Origin of the sequence: Methylobacterium sp. CCH5-D2, from assembly GCF_001556475.1 — a bacterium.
Taxonomy (GTDB): Bacteria; Pseudomonadota; Alphaproteobacteria; order Rhizobiales; family Beijerinckiaceae; genus Methylobacterium; species Methylobacterium hispanicum.
Window position 1 is genome coordinate 1 of record NZ_LSIX01001119.1, and the last position, 16,546, is coordinate 16,546.

Sequence of the window (16,546 nt, forward strand, 5' to 3'; positions counted from 1 at the left end):
GGCGGCTTCCCCCGCCGCATCGAGCGCGAAGACGATCTCGGGCAGGTCGACGAAGAGCGCGCCCAGGGGCTGCTTCGGCTCGGCCGTCCGCACCGTGTAGGGAAAATCGCGCCACCACAGGACCGGCAGGGCGTAGCCGAGCCCGCGCAGGGCTTCGACCATCCGCACGTGATCGACATGGCCGCCGATCGCCTGCGGGGCGAGGAGGAGGTCCGGCGCGGTCCCGGCGATCAGGTCCGCCAGGGCGGGGGCGAGCGTCTCGGCGATCGCGTCGTCCGCCCGCGGCGCCGCGAACAGCTCCGGCGCCGAGCCGTAGCCTCGGTGCGGCGCCTCGCGGAAGGGCAGGTGCACGGGCGGGGCGATGCCGAGATGGCGTGCGGCTTCCGCGTCCTCGGCCCGGCGTAGCGCCATGTAGTCGATCTCCGGCCCGAGCCCCTTGTCGAGCTGGCAGGCCAGCGCGAAGCCTCGCGGATCGGGCACCGAGGCGGTGAACACCGTCGCCATCACCACCCGCCAGCCGTTCGCTGCGAGCCGGTTCAGCGTCCCGCCGCACGAGAAGGCGGCGTCGTCGAGATGGGGCGAGAGGGCGAGGGCTGTGGGCAAGAGGCGTACGGTCTCGTGCGGTCAGAGCAGGTGCGGCTCGGCGCGGAAGCGGCAGGCCGGATCGTGCGGCAACGCCTCGGCGAAGTCCGTGTGCGGCGCCTCCGCCCGCACCGCGGCGTAGACCTCCATGATCTGCCGGCCGACCGCGCTCCACGAATAGACCCGGCGGCACTCCTCCAGTCCGGCTTGCGCGATGCGGCGGCGGAGCCGCCCGTCCTCCACGATCCGGGTGAGCGCGCGCGCCAGCGCCGGCACGTCGCCGGGGTTCACCAGCAGCCCGTTCTCCTCGTCGCGCAGGCAGTCCGAGACACCGACCGAGTGCGTGGAGACGCAGGCGAGCCCCGCCGCCATCGCCTCGAGAATGGTGTTCGAGAAACCCTCCGCGTAGGTCGGCGAGACGAAGACGTCGGCCGCCCGATAGAGGTCCGGCACCGTGGCGTAGTCGGCGTAGCCGGTGAAGCGGATCGCGTCCTCGGAGAATCCAAGGCGCTGGGCGAGCTCCCGCGACGGATCGACGTCCGGCCCGATGCCGGAGATGGTCGCCGCGAAGCGCGTCCCCTGCTCCCGGAGCAGCGCCAGCGCCTCGATGAAGTCGAGCACGCCTTTCCGGCGGTCGACGCGGCCGTGGTAGAACAGGCGCACCGGCCCCTCATGGGCGGCCGGCAGCCCGTCGCCCGTCCCCTGCGTGAAGCGCGCGGTGTCGACCGCGCCCGGCACGATGGTGAAGCGGGCCGGATCCGAGCCGAGGCGCTCGCAGACCTCCTCCACGAAGGATCGTCCGCCGATCAGCAGGGCGTTGGCGTGGGCCAGGACCTCGCACATCGCGACCCGGTGGGTCTCGCAGCAGGAGCCGACCCAGTGCCCGTCGCCGCCCTGGATCGAGACAACGTTCGGCACGCCGAGGCGCTTGGAGGCGAGGAGCGTCGCCCAGCCGGTCGGGTAGCCGTACTGCGCGTGGAGCACGTCGAAGGGGGCCCGCGCGTGCTCGGCACAGATCGTCCCGACCATCGTGTCGATGTCGCGCTCGAAGTCGCCGCTCTCCTGCTCGCCGAGCTGTTCGAGGCCGATCACGCGCACGCCGGGCACGGACGGGGGCGGGCCGCCGCCGTAGACGCGGGTGCCGAAGGCATCGCCCCGGTACTGCGAGATCATCGTGACGTCGTGGCCGGCCTGGACCAGTTCGCGCAGCAGGTTCTGCGCGTAGACGCTCATGCCGGATATCGCCGGGAAGTAGCGCCGGCTGACGAAGCAGATCCTCATTGCGGGCGGGTCTCCTGCACCGGCAGGTCCGCGCCGGGGCCGCGGCAGGCGCGCAGGTAGGCGAGCGCCTCGGGGATCATCCGGTCGGCCCGGTGGCTCTCGCGGGACAGCTCGACGCAGATCAGTTTCTCGTAGTTCACCGCTTCGAGCGCGTTCAGCACGCCCGGCACGTCCATGTCGCCCTCGCCGAAGGGCAGGTGGACGTGGACGCCGCGGGCCATGTCCTCGATCGCCACGGTGCCGATCCGGTCGGCGAACTCGTGCACGGCGGCTACCGGCTCGCGCTCGCCGGTGACGAGGCAGTGGCCGGTGTCGAGGGCGAGCCTGAGGCCCTCGATCCCCAGGGCGGCGTAGTCATCCAAGGTCTCGATCAGCATGCCGGGCTCGGGTTCGAGACAGGGCACGACGCCCTTGTCCGCGGCGTAGGCCACGACCTCGCGAAGCCCTTCCGAGAGCCAGCGGCGGGCCTCGTCGCGATCGACGCCGGGCTTGGGCACGCCGGCCCAGAACGAGACCGCCTCCGAGTGCAGCATCGCCCCGATATCGATGGCCCGCTTCAGGAAGCCGACGCGGCGGGCGCGGCCCGCGGCGTCGGCCGTCACCAGCGTCGGCTCGTGCTTGGCGGTGGGGTCGAGCAGGAAGCGGGCGCCGGTCTCGATCACCGAGCCGAGTTCGAGGCTCTGCAGGAGGCTGGATACGCGCCCCGCCTCCGCCGCCCAGTTCTCCGCGAACGGGTCGAGGTGGTGGATGTCGAGCGTCAGCGCCACGCCGTCGTAGCCCGCCGCCTTGATCAGCCGCAGGGCGTCGTCGAGCCGGTGGTTGGCGGCCCCGTTGGTGTTGTAGGCGAAGCGCAGGCTCATGCGGCGCGCCCCCTCTGCTCCAGCCGGAAGGGCGCGTGGTGCGATTCCGGCTCGCGGTAGAGCGGGTAGTGGCTGCCCACGATCTCCTCGGCCAGCGCGGTGTCGAAGAGCGGCTGGCCGCCGAAGCGCTCGATCGCCTCCGGCGTGAGACGCACCGGCCGCAGAGTCTCGCTGGCCTCGCCGAAGCGGATGAGCGGGTGCTCGCGCTCGAGGAGCTTGCGGGTGTTGCGCTCGCCGATCCGGTAGTAGCTCATGGTCTCGACCTCGAGCCCCGGCACGATCGCCTTGGCGACGCCGACGCCGCCGCCCGGCGGCGAGCAATCGACGTAGAGCACGTCGAAGCCGGCCTCCTCCAGCCGGTCGCAGGCGATCTTCCCGCGCGCGTGGCCGTCGGCGGCCTGCGTGCTCGGCAGTTCCGAGAAGCGCTTGGTGGAGCGCTCGGAATAGACCGTGCCGGCGAGGACGCCGTGCAGGCCTTCCGGCGGCAGCACGATCCAGTCGAGCATGGCCTTCAGCGCCCGGCTCTCCTCCAGGTCGAGGCTCGGCAGGGCCTTCTGGATGAAGGCGTCGACGTAGCCCGGCGGCGTGACCGTCCGGGCGAAGTCGAGGGGGCCGTGGCCGAAGCTCTTGCGCACGCGCGCCGCCTGGAATTCGAGCAGCGCCTTGCGCAGGGCCCGGTCGCGGTCCGGGTCGCAGGCCTCGCCGCAGGCCGAGAGGGCGATCGGGGCCGGCGCCCGGGCGAGGTCGGTGTCGTAGCCGACCACGTAGAGGTTGGTCAGGCCGAACTGGTCGGTGGCGAATTTCGGCAGGGCCCGGATGCCGAGGCTCTCCAGCCGCGCCAGCATCGCGGCGTTCTCGTCCGAGATCCCGTCCGCGAAGTCGAGCATCACGCCCTGGTCGAGGGCGCGGAACAGGAGGCCGTTGCCGTCGCGCTGCAGCAATTCCAGCACGCCGTGGCCGAGGGCGAAATCGAGGTCGGGGCCCGCGCCGAGGCCGTTGGTGATGAGATTCGTGAAGGGCGTGTAGCCCTCCGACAATTCGAAATAGTCGGTCGCCGCGATGTCGAGGGGCATCAGCACGGTCTCGCCCGTGCCGCGGCGGGTGGCGGGGGTCCATTCGAGCACCGTGCCGCGCCCGACCGGAGAGCCCGCGGGCAGGCAGAGCGTCAGCGGGTCGGCGACGGACCTCTCACCGAACACCCGGACGAGATCATCGTAGCTGCCGCGCTCCTTCTTGCGCGGCATGACGGCGAGCGAGGGCATCAGGTTCTCGGCGATCTCGGCCACCGCGCCGATCAGCGCCTCGTCGTCGGTGGCGCCGTAGCCGATGCCCGAGGGCATCGCGCCGACGAAGAAGGGATCGTCGAGGAAGAGCGAGACGAACCAGACCGGCACGCCGGTGCGGTCGAGGGGCGCGAGGTTGAAGCCGACGACGCGGCCCGGGGGCAGCACGTCGAGATAGGCCCGCACGGGGTCGGGCAGGCGCTCGGGCAGGCCCTCGATCCGGCGCGGGGCGCCGTAGCTGTAGGGCCGCGGCGCCTTGATGCGGGCGTGGCGGGCGCGGGCGTCCTGGTCCTGGTTGCCGGTCGTGGTCATGCATGCACCTCAGGACAAACGTGTTTGGGCTGCTTCACCGCCGCCCCTTTCCCGGGCGCATGGAGCGCGAGCGGAATGCGACCCGGGACCCAGCACGAGAAGGCGCGAAGCGTCCGCCTGCTGCGCCGGGGATGAAGATCGAGCCGCTGCGCGGCACCCCCTGTGCTGGGTCCCGGATCACCTTCCACTGCGTTCCAGGCGTCCGGGACAGGGGGGTGGCTTACGGGGTAGGGTGGGAGGACGTCGGCGCGCATCACGGTTCGAGCCTCCCGCCCCCGCCCCGGTCGCTCGCGTAGGCTCCTACGACGAGCCGCATCGTGTGGAGATCCCGCGCCGCCGCGTAGGCCTCGCGCTCCGCTGGCCGGCGCAGCGCCGAGCCGAAGGCGCGCACCTGCTCGGTGAAGGGCGAGGCGTCCCCGTCGAAGGCCACATCCTCGGGAAGGCCCGATGCACCGTCGATGAACGTGAGGCGGCCGCCGGCCACCTGCCCCATCGTGTTCTCGGCGACCATCTGGCCGCGTGTGCCGACCACCTCCAGGCGGCGGCGCGGCAGCGCGTCCGGGCAATTGTAGGCGACATGCAAGCTCGCCAGCACGCCGCTCTCCGTGCGGCCGATCAGCAGGGCGCCGTCGTCCACGCTGTAATCCTGCGCGCGCGCCTGCGTGAGGGCGGCGATCTCGCGGATCGACTCGTCCAGCAGGAAATCCACGAGGTCGAGACCGTGCGGCGCGAGGTCGATCAGCGCGCCGCCCCCGGCCCGGGCGGGATCGATGCGCCAGTTGTCGTGGCCTTCCTGCGGCGCCCAGTCCCGGTGCAGCCAGCAGGCGTAGACGATGCGCACAGCCGTCACGGTACCGAGGCGCCCGGTCCGAACCGCGTCCCGCATCAGGCGGTGGGCCGGGTGGTGGCGCTGGTCGAAGGCGGTGCCGTAGAAGATGCCGTGGGCCTGGACGGCCGCCGCCATCGCCTCGGCGTCGCTGAGCGAGGCCGCCATCGGTTTCTCGCAGAGGATCGCCTTGCCCGAGGCAGCCAGCGCCTCCACGGCCTCGCGGTGGAGGTGGTTCGGCGTCGCGACGTAGACCGCTTCCACCGCGGGATCGGCGATCAGGCCGGAGAGATCCGCGTAGGCCCGCGCCCCCTCGGCCTCGGCCGCCGCACGGGCCGCCTCGCCGGGATCGCAGACCGCGACCAGCCGGTGCCCGGCCTCGCGGATGCCGGGCGCCATGTAGTCGCGGGCGACCCAGCCGTAACCGACGATGCCCCAGCGGACGGGCTCCATCACCAGCGCTCCGGCAGATCGACGAACTCGCGCCGCCGCACCCGGTCGGATTCCGCCGCCTCCGGCACGCCGGTGAAGCGCAGGCGCTCGGGGCCCTCCGAGTGCGCCGGGTAGGTGACGAGGGGAGCGTACTCGGCCGCGTAGCGCTCCGAGGGCCAGCGGATCGCGAACCCGCCCGCTTCATCCGGCTGGTAGAGGGGGTTGAGGTGGAGCTCGGTGCCGGCCGGCGGCAGGGTCAGCCCGTCGATCACCGCGCGCGGGGCGGGCCGCATGCCGGGCCCGGCCACCACCGAGAAGGCCTCGCAGGCGCGCAGGTCCCCGGGCTCGCGGGGGCCCGGCGCGCGCGCCTCGACCAGCGCCCGCGTCAGCTCGGCGTCGTCGTAGACCAGCGCGTCGGGGAACAGCTCGGCGATGTCCTCGGCGGTGACCGCGCGGCCCGCCGAGAAGCCGGGACTCTCGGCGTTGTGGATGTGGCTGATCGCGAGCCAGCCGTCGTCGCCGGCCGTCTGGCGCAAGGCTTCGAGCAGGCGCGGCTTGTCGTCGAGGAAGTAGAAGGCGTCGTTGCAGACGACGAGGTCGACCGGCGCGCCCGGGATCGGCCAGTGCTCCGAGCCCGCGTCGAAGCAGACGAGCTGCGCCTTGTCGTCGACCACCCAGTGGCGTGCCACCCAGAGCTTGGCGAAGACCACGTCGGCGCCCGCGACCTTGCAGCCGCGCCGCTTCAGCGCGCGCAGGTAGTGGCCGATGCCGCAGGCGAACTCGAAGACGCAGATCGGCTCGTTCCAGTGCGCCTCCAGTAGCGCGAGGCCCGCCAGATAGGTCGGGTCGCTCCAGCGGTGCAGGAAGTAGTCGCCGACCCGGCCCCAGCCGAGGAGCCGTACCGCGTCCCGCAGGGTGGCGGTCGCGCGCGCCTTCACGAGCTGGCGGATCTCGCCCGGGTCGGCGGCCGGGCCGTTCCACCAGTCGTCCTGGTCGGCGAGCAGCGCGGCCAACGCCTCGTCGGGCTCGCCCGCGTCGAGATGGGCGAGCACGCGCTCGATCAGCGCGGCGCGGTTCACGCGCAGGTACGGGATGCCGTCGATGACCGGCCAGCGCGCGCCGGTCTCCTCGTCCGCGAGCGAGTGCGGACGGTCGGCGCGGAGCGGGTTGCCGGTCTCGGGGGAACGCAGAGCGAAGGGGATCATGGACTCAATCTATGCCCCGCACGGGAGACCCGCGACGCCGGGTCCGGAGCGGAGAGGTCCGCCCCGGATCGGTCCCGCGGGTTCCTCCCGATCACGGGATCCGCATATCGGCCAGAACGCGGTCGTGGAAACCCTTCACCGGGCCGGCATGCACGAGTTCCATGTCATCCAGCACCGTCTGCATCGTGAGCGAGGCGGCGTTGAGGTGCTGGGCGATCTGGAGCACGCGGTCGATGCAGTCGGCGGCGTGGAAGGCGCGGCCCTCCGCGGTCGCGTCGTCGGGCAGCACCGCGCGGGCGCGCACGACAGGCTCGCGCAGGGCGGGCTCGAGCGCGTCCAGCGCCCAGCGGGTGGTGGTCTCCATGATCGGCCCGAGATGGTCGCCCAGCAGCATCTCGCCGGTGAAGCCCGCATCCGGCATCGCGGCGTTGTGGAAGTGGTGCGCCATCGCGGCGAGGAACACGGTCGCGGGATCCGCCCGGTAGAAGGGGCTGAGCGCCACGCCGTAGACCGCCACCATCAGGCAGTGCTCGGCGTGGTTCTCGGGCGGCTCCAGGAGGATCCGGGCGCGGCCCGGGCAGGTGACGCCCGCCCGCGGCTGCTGGGCGAGCGCCGCGACGAAGCCCGGCAGCGGGCCCGGCACCACCCCGGTGCGGATCCGCAGCCGCTCGCGCAGGCGCGCGCGCAGCTCCGGGTCGAGCGCCTCCGTCACCGCGTCGAAGCCCGAGACCAGCACCTCCGCCACCGCGGCGTCGGAGAGCCCGGCCGAGGCCAGGAAGGCCGCGTCGAGGTCGCACAGGCGGGTGGCGGCGAGCGCGGTCGCGGTGATGTCGAGGGCGACGTCCTCCGGGCTCGCGCCACCGGTCAGCATGCCCCACCCTTGCGCGAACAGGCGCTCGGCGATGGAGCCGGTGCGGCCCGCGGAGCGGACGCGCTTGAGGTCGTTCAGCTCGACCAAGAGGTCCCGGAGTTCGAGCGGTGCGGCGGGGCCCGGCCGGGCCCCGCCCTCAGTGGCTGCGCGCATCAGTTCACGCCGAGCCAATCGTGCAGCATGCGCTCCTGCTTGCCGAAGGCGTGCTCCGGGCCGTGGCCGTTCTTGACCATCGGGGCCTTGAAGAAGGTCGAGAGCTGCTCCTGCACGCCGCCATCGCCGCGCTTCTTGGCGAGGTCGAGCACGCGGGCGATCTCGATGACGAGCGGAGCGGCCAGGATCGAGTCCTTGCAGAGGAAGTTCACCTTGATCTGCATGCGCTGGCCCATGAAGCCGGTGACGTCGATGTTGTCCCAGGCTTCCTTGTCGTCGCCGCGCGGGCGGTAATAGTGGATGTGCACGAGGTGGTCCTCGACCGGATAGCCGAGGATCGAGTCGAGCACCGTGCCCTTGGTGTTGAGCTTCGACTGCAGCGAGCTCGGGTCGTTCAGCGCCAAGCCGTCGCGGTTGCCCAGGATGTTCGTCGAGAACCAGCCGTCCACGTGCAGCGCGCGGGCCTTCAGCGCCGGGGCCAGAACCGTCTTCATCATGGTCTGGCCGGTCTTGCCGTCCTTGCCGGCGACCGGGACGTTGAGTTCACGCGCGAGTTCCAGCAGCGCCGGCACGTCGGCGGCCACCGAGGGCGTGAAGTTGGCGTAGGGGATGCCGCTCTTGATCGCCGCGTAGGCGTAGAGCATGGCCGGCGAGATCGACTCGTCGCTCGAATCCAGGCCCCGCTCGAACGCCTCGGCCGAGTTCAGGGTCGGGTCGGTGAGGTCGGGCCAGCGCTCGGTCGAGGCGAGGTTGACGACGACCACCTCGTCGAGGTTGCTCTCCTTCTGGAAGCGCCGCAGGTCGTTGGCGATGACCGAGACCGCCTCGCGGTGGTCCTTGGCGACGATGCGGTTCTGGCCGTCGATGTTCTTGCAGAACTTCGCGCTGCCGACCGCCGGCCAGGGCGTGATGCCCTTGAGGACCTGCGCGCCGTTCTCGATGTCCTGCCGGGTGAGGACGCCGTGGCCCGCCGCCGCGGAGGCGAGGTCGTCGCCGTTGAGGTCCCAGCCACCGAAGACGAGGTCCTTGTAGTCGGCCATGCCGGCGACGGAGACGCCGGCGAGCGGCAGCCCGTCGAGGCGGTTCGACCCGGACTTGATCATCTCGATGCCGGCGATGGCGGTGGTGGCGACGGCCCCACCCATGCCAACGAATGCAACGCCGACACGGCGACCGGTCTGCATGCTCATCGGAAGGGTACTTCCTTCATTCTCTGGCGCGGCGGCGTTGCTTCAACACGATCGGGCTGCCGCCGCGGGGCCCTGTAACTGGAGCGTACGGACCTGCTTCCAAGCCCGACTTGGACCTAGATGTGGCGCTGCTTGGCTGAACCGAGCCCGAACACGGCGCCGATTCGACGGAAATCCGAGGACGTAACGCCGCATCCCGGGTGCCACGGGAGGATCACGCCACGATCACGCGAGCGTCCCATTCTGGTCACGTCGGCTGTGGATAGAGCCGCCGCTGAACGAAAGCCCGGCCGAAGAACGCCGCGGCACAAGAAGGACCAGACATGGGGGTTTTCCCGGAGCCGGCGCGCCGCGCCGACGACGTGAGCCGTCTCGTGCCTTGCGAGACCTTTTGTGAGGATCAGGCCGTAGCGTGGCTGCCGCGGGCCGTGCGCGGACAAGAGCGCCGGAGCTTCGCCAACACCCGTTGGAGCGCGACGCTGGTCGCTGCCCTGCTGGCGGGGCTCGTCCTGCCGCAGACCGCCTTCGCGCCGGTCGCCGCGGCGCACGATCGCATCGACCTGAACCCGCGGGCCGCGCAGGCCTTCGAGGCGCGGGCGGCGGCCGAGACGGTGGGGGCTGCCAGTTCCACCGACGAAACGCCCGAGGACGAGACGGGTTCCGAAGGCGACTGGACCGGCGTGCCCCTCCCCGAGCAGGAGCCGGCGACGACCGCGCTGATCGAGAACGACCTCGCCGCGCTGCCGCAGCCGGTGAAGGACGCGCGCGAGGAGAAGATCAAGTTCGGCCCGATGAGCGTGCCGCGCCGGGTGGTGGACACCATCCTGCGGGCCTCCGACGAGGCCGGCGTCGATCCCGTCTACATGATGGCGCTCGCCGACAAGGAATCGAGCTTCGAGACCGACGTGAAGGCCGCGACCTCCTCGGCGCAGGGCCTGTTCCAGTTCGTGACCGCGACATGGCTGGAGATGATCCGCGACTACGGCGCCCGCTACGGGCTCGCCGACGAGGCCGCCGCCGTGCGGGGCCGCGGCGGCGCGATCTCGGTGGCGGACGGCATGCGCCAGCGCGTGCTGGGCCTGCGCAACGACCCCTACATCGCCTGCCTGATGGCGGCCGAGCTGGTGAAGCGCGACCGCGGCCGGATCGAGGCCCGGGTCGGGCGCGAGCTCAGCACGACCGAGCTGTACTTCGCCCACTTCCTCGGCACCGCGAGCGCCGGCCGCTTCCTCAGCCTGTCGAGCGACAGGCCCGAGGCCTCGGCCCAGAAGGCCTTCCGCTCCGCCGCGCGGGCGAACCGCAGCCTGTTCACCGAGAAGGCCGGCCGGGGCCGCCGCGGCCTCAGCGTGGCCGAGGTCTACGAGCGCATCGACGGCATGATGGACAAGCGGCTGAGCCGCTACGAGGGCGTCGCGGCGCTCGCCCGCCAGCCCGAGGCCGCGCCGGAAATCGCGGATGCGGCGCCGGTGCGCGTCGCCGAGCCCGCCGAGACCGGCCGCGTGCAGGTCACCGAGGCGCTGCCGGCGGGGCTGTGAGATCCCCGACGCTCCCCCTCCCCCCTCTGCGGGGGAGGGTCGAGATGCGATCTCAATGCGCCGTCTGCGCACCGCCGCGCTTCACATCCTTCAGGATCAGCGCCAGCGGCACGAGGCAGGCGGTCATCGCGCCGAGCACCCAGAACACGTCGATATAGGCCCAGTACGCCACCTGCGTGGAGAGCTGGCTGCCGATCCAGGCGATGGCCTGGTTCTGCGCGTCCGGCCCCGCCAGGCCGTGCTGCTGGAAGTAGCGCGTCGCCTGGGCCAGGGTCTCCTGGTAGGCCGGGCTCGACGGATCGACGGATTCCACCAGCCGGCTCTGATGGAACTGGCTGCGATAGGCCAGGATGTTCTGGGCGAGCGACACGCCCATCGAGCCGCCCACGTTGCGCGCCACGTTGATGAGCGCCGAGGCCTGATCCGTCCGGTCCTTCGGCAGGCCCTCGTAGGAGGCCGAGGTCACCGAGAGGAAGATCATCGGCAGGCCGATGCCGATATAGATCCGCGACCACGCGAAGAACCAGAACGTGGTGTCGCCGTAGATCCGGGTCAGGTCGTACATCCCGGCCGCCACGATCGCCCCGCCCGTCGCGATCAGCCATTTCGGCTGCACGACGGACGAGAGCCGCCCGACCAGCGCCATCATCGCCACCGTGACGAGGCCGCCGGGGCCCAGCACCAGCCCCGACAGGGTGGCGGTGTAGCCGTAATATTCCTGCGTGATCTGCGGGATGAACTGCGTAGTGGCGATCAGCACCGCGCCGGTGAACAGCATCACCACGAAGCAGGAGCCGAACTGGCGGCTGTTGAGCAGCCGCAGGTCGATGACCGGGTTCTTCCGGGTGAGCAACCACGGGATCATGGCGCAGAACGAGACCACGGTCAGCACGCCGAAGACGTTCATCAGCGTCGAGGTGCCGAACCAGTCCTTGCGCTGGCCCTCGTCGAGGACGACCTCGAGCGAGCCGAGGAAGAGCGCGACCAGCAGGAAGCCGACGAGGTCGAAGCGCACGCCCTTCCGCCGCAAGTCCCGGCGCTCGCGCTTGGCCGCCTCGCTGTCCTCGATCAGCCAGTACATGAGGCCGAGCGCGATCACGCCGATCGGCCCGTTGATCAGGAAGCACCAGTGCCAGGAGGCGTTGTCGGAGAGCCAGCCGCCGAGCGTCGGACCGATCACCGGCGCCACCACGATCGCGACGCCGTAGAGGGCGAAGGCCTGGCCCCGCTTCGCGGGCGGGAAGGAATCCGCCAGGATCGACTGCGCGAGCGGCGCCATGCCGCCGCCGCCGAGCCCCTGGAGCACCCGGAAGAGCAGCAGCGATTCGAGGCTCCAGGCGAAGCCGCACAGGATCGAGGCGAGGGTGAAGAGCGCCACGCTCCACATGAAGAAGGCCTTGCGCCCGTAGCGCTTGGCCAGGAAGCTCGAGGCGATCAGCGTGATGGCGTTGGCCACGAGGTAGCTCGTCACCACCCAGGCCGCCTCGTCGGGCCCGACCGCGAGGCCGCCCGAGATGTAGCGCAGCGCCACGTTGGCGATCGTGGTGTCGAGCACCTCCATGAAGGTGGCGAGCGCCACCACGAGGGCGATCGCCCAGGGGTTGTGGCCCCCCGGCGCCTTGGCCGATCCCTCGGCGGTCGCGCTCACCGCACGTGGGCCTTCGGCACCACCGACATGCCGGGCCCGATCGAGACGTCGGTCGGCCACGCGTCGACCACGATCTTCACGGGGATGCGCTGCGTCACCTTCACGTAGTTGCCGGTGGCGTTCTGCGCCGGGAGCAGGCTGAAGGCGGTGCCCGAGCCCGGCTGCACCGAGTCGATCCGGCCGGTGATCGTCCGGTCCGGATAGGCGTCGATCGTGACGGCGACGGGCTGGCCCGGGCGCATGTCGGTGACCTGGGTCTCCTTGTAGTTGGCGGTGATCCAGATCGCGTCGGGCACGAACATCGCGAGGCTTTGTCCGGCCTGAGCGTACGCACCGACGTCGCCGGTCAGGCGCACGACGCGGCCGGCCTGGGCCGCCGTCACGGTCGTATAGCCGAGGTTGAGCTTGGCCTGGTCGCGCTGGGCTTTGGCCTGGGCGAGCTGCGCCTCGGCGCTGGCGCGCTGGGCCTGGAGCGAGCCGACCTGCTGCCGGGCCGCCACCACGCTCGCCTCGGCGCTCGTCAGCGAGGCCTGGCGCTGCTGCAGGGTCGAGGTCGAGGATTGCGATTGCTGGATCGTGCCGGCGCCGCGCTCGGCGAGCTTCTGATAGCGGGCGGCGTCCTCCTCGGCGAACTTCAGCGCCGCCTGCGCGGTCTCGACCTGTGCCCTGGCCACCTCGATCTGCGCCCGCTGGGCCTCGATCTGCGCATCGACGTTCCGGATCGCGGCCTCGCCCGCCTGCACCTGCGCCTCGGTCTGCGCCAGCGCGACGCGGTAGTCGCGCGGGTCGATCCGGAAGAGCGTGTCGCCGGGTTCCACGTGCTGGTTGTCGGTGACCGGTACGGCCACGACGTAGCCACCGACCTTCGGGGCGATCGTGAAGCTGCGCGCGTCCACGAAGGCGTCGTCGGTGGTCTCGTAGGGATGGAGGTAGATCCGCCAGTAGACGAACGTGGCGACGCCGAGCGCCACGACCGCGAGCCCGCCGAGCACGAACCACCAGGGATGGCGACGCAGCACGCTCGGGCGCCGCGCCTCGGTCTCGTCCGCCTCGTCCTCGGCCGGGTCCGGCGCCTCCGCCCCCTCGCCCTCCGGCACGGCTTCGCGCGCGCCGTCGCCGGGCTTCCGGCCCGTCGGCTGGAGGTCGAGGATGTCGCGTGCGTCCTCCGGCTCGGACCGGCGCGCGAAAGCGTCGGCGGGCGCGGCCTGCCGCTGATCGTCAAGCATCGGTGGTGATTGCCGAAAAGGGACCCGCCCCCTCAGGGACGCGCCGCGTGTGAACCCGCCTCGACAGCGCAAAGGGACGGATGACACCAAAGTTCCATCCCGTGCCTTTGCGTCGCACGGAACGCCGCCCTCCGCTCGGCGTTGCGGCAGGCGTGCGGTCTGCCAGACCGCGACGCGGCCGGAGGACCATGGCATGGCTGGAACGTCCGACGCGTCGGGAGGAACGGGCCCGTCCGGCATTCCCCTCACCGGGCCGGCGCGCCTCGACGCGATGAGCACGGTGCTCGCCCGCAACTGGTGGCTCGTCGCCCTGCGGGGCGTGTTCGCCATCCTGTTCGGGGTCGTCGCCCTCGCGGCGCCCGCCGCCTTCGTGCTCTCGCTCGTGCTGTTCTTCGCGGCCTACATGCTGGTCGATGGGGTCTTCGGCATCGTCGCGGCCGTGCGAGCGGCGCAGCGCCACGAGCGCTGGGGTTTCCTGCTGTTCGAGGGGCTCATCGACATCCTGGTCGGCGTGACCGCCTTCCTGATGCCGGCTGCGGCGGTCTGGGCCTTCGTGCTGCTGGTCTCGATCTGGGCGCTGGTCTCGGGCGGGCTGATGATCGCGGCGGCCTTCCGGCTCCACCTGCATTACGGGCGCTGGTGGCTGGTTCTGGGCGGCGTCGTCTCGCTGTTGTTCGGGCTGGCGCTGCTGATCAATCCGGGCATGTCCGCCCTGGTGCTGACGTGGTGGCTCGGCGGCTACGCGGTGGCTTTCGGGGTGCTGCTCGTGATCCTGGCCTTCCGCCTGCGCGGCCGCCACGAGGCGGCGGGCCGGCCGATGCCGCTCGGGCGGCTCTGAGGCGGGCCGGCGCGCGGTCTTCCCTGCCCCGCAGAGGGAGAGGGAGCGCGCGCCGAGCGAGGGCGGGAGTCCCGGGGCGAGAACCTCGCCCCCATTGCGGCACCCGCCCGGCAACCGGATCCACGGTGAGGCTTTCGCGCCGTAGCGGCGCCCCGCGGGATTCGTCTAGAACGGCCGCGAGACAGCGTGACAGGCGGCACGGCCGCTGGCGGATGCGATGAACCCTCCCGATCCGGAACGCCCGGGCCCCGGCGCGCCGGACCCGCGGGCCGAACCCGACACCCGCGCGGCGGCCCGCGAGGCGGCCTCGGCCGCCCGCAGCCTCGCGCGCCAACTCGGCATCCTCGGCGCCGGCGCCGCCCGCGCGGCTCTCCGCGGCGGTGGCCGGCTCGGGCGCCGCGGCGCCGCGGGCCTCGGCGGCCTCGCTGGGCGCCTGAAGGCCCGACCCTCCTCCGTGGCCGGCGCGTCCCCGGAGGCCGCCCCCGCACCCGAGCGTCCCGCGGCCGCGTCGCGCCGGGCCTTCCGGCCCCGGCGGCGCACCCTCGCCCTGGCGGCCCTCGTCGTCGGGCTCCCGCTCGGCGCCCTGCTGCTCTACGTGCTGGCCGCCTTCCTGACCCTGCCGCCGCTGGGCTCGGTCTCGAACGATCCGGGCAGCCGCGCCCTCACCGTCGAGGCCGACGACGGGCGCGTCTTCGCCACCCGGGGCGCCTTCCGGGGCGAGCGGCTCACTGCAGCCGACCTGCCGCCGACGCTGGCCCAGGCCATCGTCGCCATCGAGGACCGGCGCTTCTACAGCCACTGGGGCGTGGACCTGCGCGGGCTCCTGCGCGCCGCGTGGCGCAACACGACCGGCGGGGGCGTGCGCGAGGGCGGCTCGACCATCACCCAGCAATATGTCCGCCTCACCTCGCTCTCCCAGGAGAAGACGCTCCGGCGCAAGATCCAGGAGGCCTTCCTGGCGCTCCGGGCCGAGAGCGAGATGTCGAAGAGCGACATCCTGGTCGGCTACCTCAACACCGCCTATTTCGGCGCGGGCGCCTACGGGGCCGACGCGGCGGCCCGGCGCTATTTCGGCAAGCCCGCCAAGCAGCTGACCCTGCCGGAGGCCGCGATGCTGGCGGGCCTCGTGCGCGCCCCCTCACAACTCGCCCCCACCCGCAATTTCGGCGGCGCCAAGGAGCGGGCCGACGTGGTGCTCCAGGCCATGGTCGAGACCGGCGCCATCTCCACCAAGGAGGCGGACGCGGCCCGCGCCAAGACCGTGACGCTGCGCACGCCGCCCGAGACGCCGCCGGGCACCAACTACTTCCTCGACATGGTGCAGGCGGACGCCCGGCGCCTCACCGACACGGGCGGCGACCTCACGGTGCGCTCGACCCTGAACCTCGACCTGCAGAGCCTCGCCGAGGGTGTGATCGCCCGCCGCCTCGACGCGGAGGGTGCGAAGAAGAAGGTCTCCCAGGCCGCCCTCGTGGCGCTCTCGCCGCAGGGCGCGATCCTGGCGATGGTCGGCGGGCGCGACTACGAGGACAGCCAGTTCAACCGCGCGGTCCAGGCCAAGCGCCAAGCCGGCTCGCTGTTCAAGCTCTTCGTCTACCTCACCGCCTACGAGCAGGGCCTGAGCCCGGACTCGGTGCTGGTCGACCGCCCGGTCCAGATCGGCGACTGGGAGCCGCAGAATTCCAACAATCGTTTCCGCGGCGCGCTGCCGCTCCGCAGCGCCTTCGCGCTCTCGGTCAACACCATCGCGGCCCAGCTCGGCGACGAGCTCGGCATCCCCGCCGTGATCGCGACCGCGAAATCGCTCGGCGTCACCTCTGATCTGCCGAGCGTGCCGAGCCTCGCGCTGGGCTCGGCCGAGGTGACGCTCCTCGAGATGACCCGCGCCTACGCGGGCGTGCTCGCCAACCGCACGCCGCTGGAGACCTACGCGGTCCACGCGATCCGGGGCGGCCAGCCGCAGCCGATCTACCTGCACCCGGACCAGGCCGCGACCCGGGGGCTGCCCGGTGACAGCCGGACCATGATGCTCGACTCGCTCCAGGCGGTGGTCGATTCCGGCACCGGCAAGGCCGCGAAGGTCCCGGGCCTCGCGGTCGGCGGCAAGACCGGCACGACGCAGGATTACCGCGACGCGTGGTTCATCGGCGTGACGCCCGAGATGGTGGTCGGCATCTGGGTCGGGAACGACGACAACAGCTCCATGAACCGGGTCGGCGGCGGCGATCTGCCGGCCGCGATGTTCCGGGACTTCGTGCAGCGGGCCTCCGCGCAACTCGCCAAGGGCCGCAAGCGCCCCTCGGC

Annotated in this window: 13 protein-coding genes; 3 read left to right on the top strand and 10 right to left on the bottom strand. The window is 72.0% G+C overall.

From position 1 onward, the window contains the following. From AX737_RS30260 to AX737_RS30295, 8 genes are all read right to left on the bottom strand, one after another. Nucleotides 1-603: PIG-L family deacetylase (locus AX737_RS30260; protein WP_066927776.1), on the bottom strand; the 603-nt coding region annotated here is incomplete at its 3' end. Nucleotides 604-624: 21 nt separating this feature from the next. Continuing rightward, entirely contained in the window at nucleotides 625-1,863 is a 1,239-nt protein-coding gene (locus AX737_RS30265) for a glycosyltransferase family 4 protein (protein ID WP_066927751.1), read from the bottom strand. Continuing rightward, nucleotides 1,860-2,723, bottom strand: coding sequence for a sugar phosphate isomerase/epimerase family protein (locus AX737_RS30270; RefSeq protein WP_066927753.1), 864 nt, complete (start codon nucleotides 2,721-2,723; stop codon nucleotides 1,860-1,862). The genes AX737_RS30265 and AX737_RS30270 overlap by 4 nt, the downstream gene beginning before the upstream one ends. Further along, nucleotides 2,720-4,318 (bottom strand): YcaO-like family protein, encoded by a 1,599-nt coding sequence (locus AX737_RS30275; protein WP_066927755.1) that lies wholly within the window; start codon nucleotides 4,316-4,318, stop codon nucleotides 2,720-2,722. Before AX737_RS30275 ends, AX737_RS30270 begins: the two co-directional genes overlap by 4 nt. A 253-nt stretch (nucleotides 4,319-4,571) precedes the next feature. Beyond that, nucleotides 4,572-5,597: a Gfo/Idh/MocA family oxidoreductase gene (locus AX737_RS30280; RefSeq protein WP_066927757.1), complete on the bottom strand. Its 1,026-nt coding sequence runs from the start codon at nucleotides 5,595-5,597 to the stop codon at nucleotides 4,572-4,574. Further along, on the bottom strand, nucleotides 5,597-6,781 hold the full coding sequence (locus AX737_RS30285) for a class I SAM-dependent methyltransferase (RefSeq protein WP_066927760.1): 1,185 nt from the start codon (nucleotides 6,779-6,781) through the stop codon (nucleotides 5,597-5,599). The genes AX737_RS30280 and AX737_RS30285 overlap by 1 nt, the downstream gene beginning before the upstream one ends. Nucleotides 6,782-6,872: 91 nt before the next feature. Then, entirely contained in the window at nucleotides 6,873-7,805 is a 933-nt protein-coding gene (locus tag AX737_RS30290; protein ID WP_066927762.1) for a hypothetical protein, read from the bottom strand. Further along, nucleotides 7,805-8,995 (bottom strand): inositol-3-phosphate synthase, encoded by a 1,191-nt coding sequence (locus AX737_RS30295; RefSeq protein WP_066927764.1) that lies wholly within the window; start codon nucleotides 8,993-8,995, stop codon nucleotides 7,805-7,807. The genes AX737_RS30290 and AX737_RS30295 overlap by 1 nt, the downstream gene beginning before the upstream one ends. Nucleotides 8,996-9,318: 323 nt before the next feature. Between AX737_RS30295 and AX737_RS30300 the strand changes: the two genes are divergently transcribed. After that, nucleotides 9,319-10,530: a transglycosylase SLT domain-containing protein gene (locus tag AX737_RS30300; protein WP_066927766.1), complete on the top strand. Its 1,212-nt coding sequence runs from the start codon at nucleotides 9,319-9,321 to the stop codon at nucleotides 10,528-10,530. A gap of 52 nt (nucleotides 10,531-10,582) precedes the next feature. On the opposite strand, the gene AX737_RS30305 is transcribed toward AX737_RS30300, so the two are convergent. Further along, entirely contained in the window at nucleotides 10,583-12,178 is a 1,596-nt protein-coding gene (locus AX737_RS30305) for a DHA2 family efflux MFS transporter permease subunit (protein WP_066927768.1), read from the bottom strand. Continuing rightward, the gene (locus AX737_RS30310) at nucleotides 12,175-13,404 is read right to left on the bottom strand and encodes an HlyD family secretion protein (RefSeq protein ID WP_066927770.1); all 1,230 of its coding nucleotides are present in this window, start codon (nucleotides 13,402-13,404) and stop codon (nucleotides 12,175-12,177) included. Before AX737_RS30310 ends, AX737_RS30305 begins: the two co-directional genes overlap by 4 nt. Before the next feature lie 193 nt (nucleotides 13,405-13,597). Between AX737_RS30310 and AX737_RS30315 the strand changes: the two genes are divergently transcribed. Continuing rightward, the gene (locus AX737_RS30315; RefSeq protein WP_066927772.1) at nucleotides 13,598-14,242 is read left to right on the top strand and encodes an HdeD family acid-resistance protein; all 645 of its coding nucleotides are present in this window, start codon (nucleotides 13,598-13,600) and stop codon (nucleotides 14,240-14,242) included. 217 nt (nucleotides 14,243-14,459) lie between these two features. Next, a partial coding sequence (locus tag AX737_RS30320; protein WP_066927774.1) for a PBP1A family penicillin-binding protein occupies nucleotides 14,460-16,546 on the top strand: 2,087 nt, incomplete at its 3' end.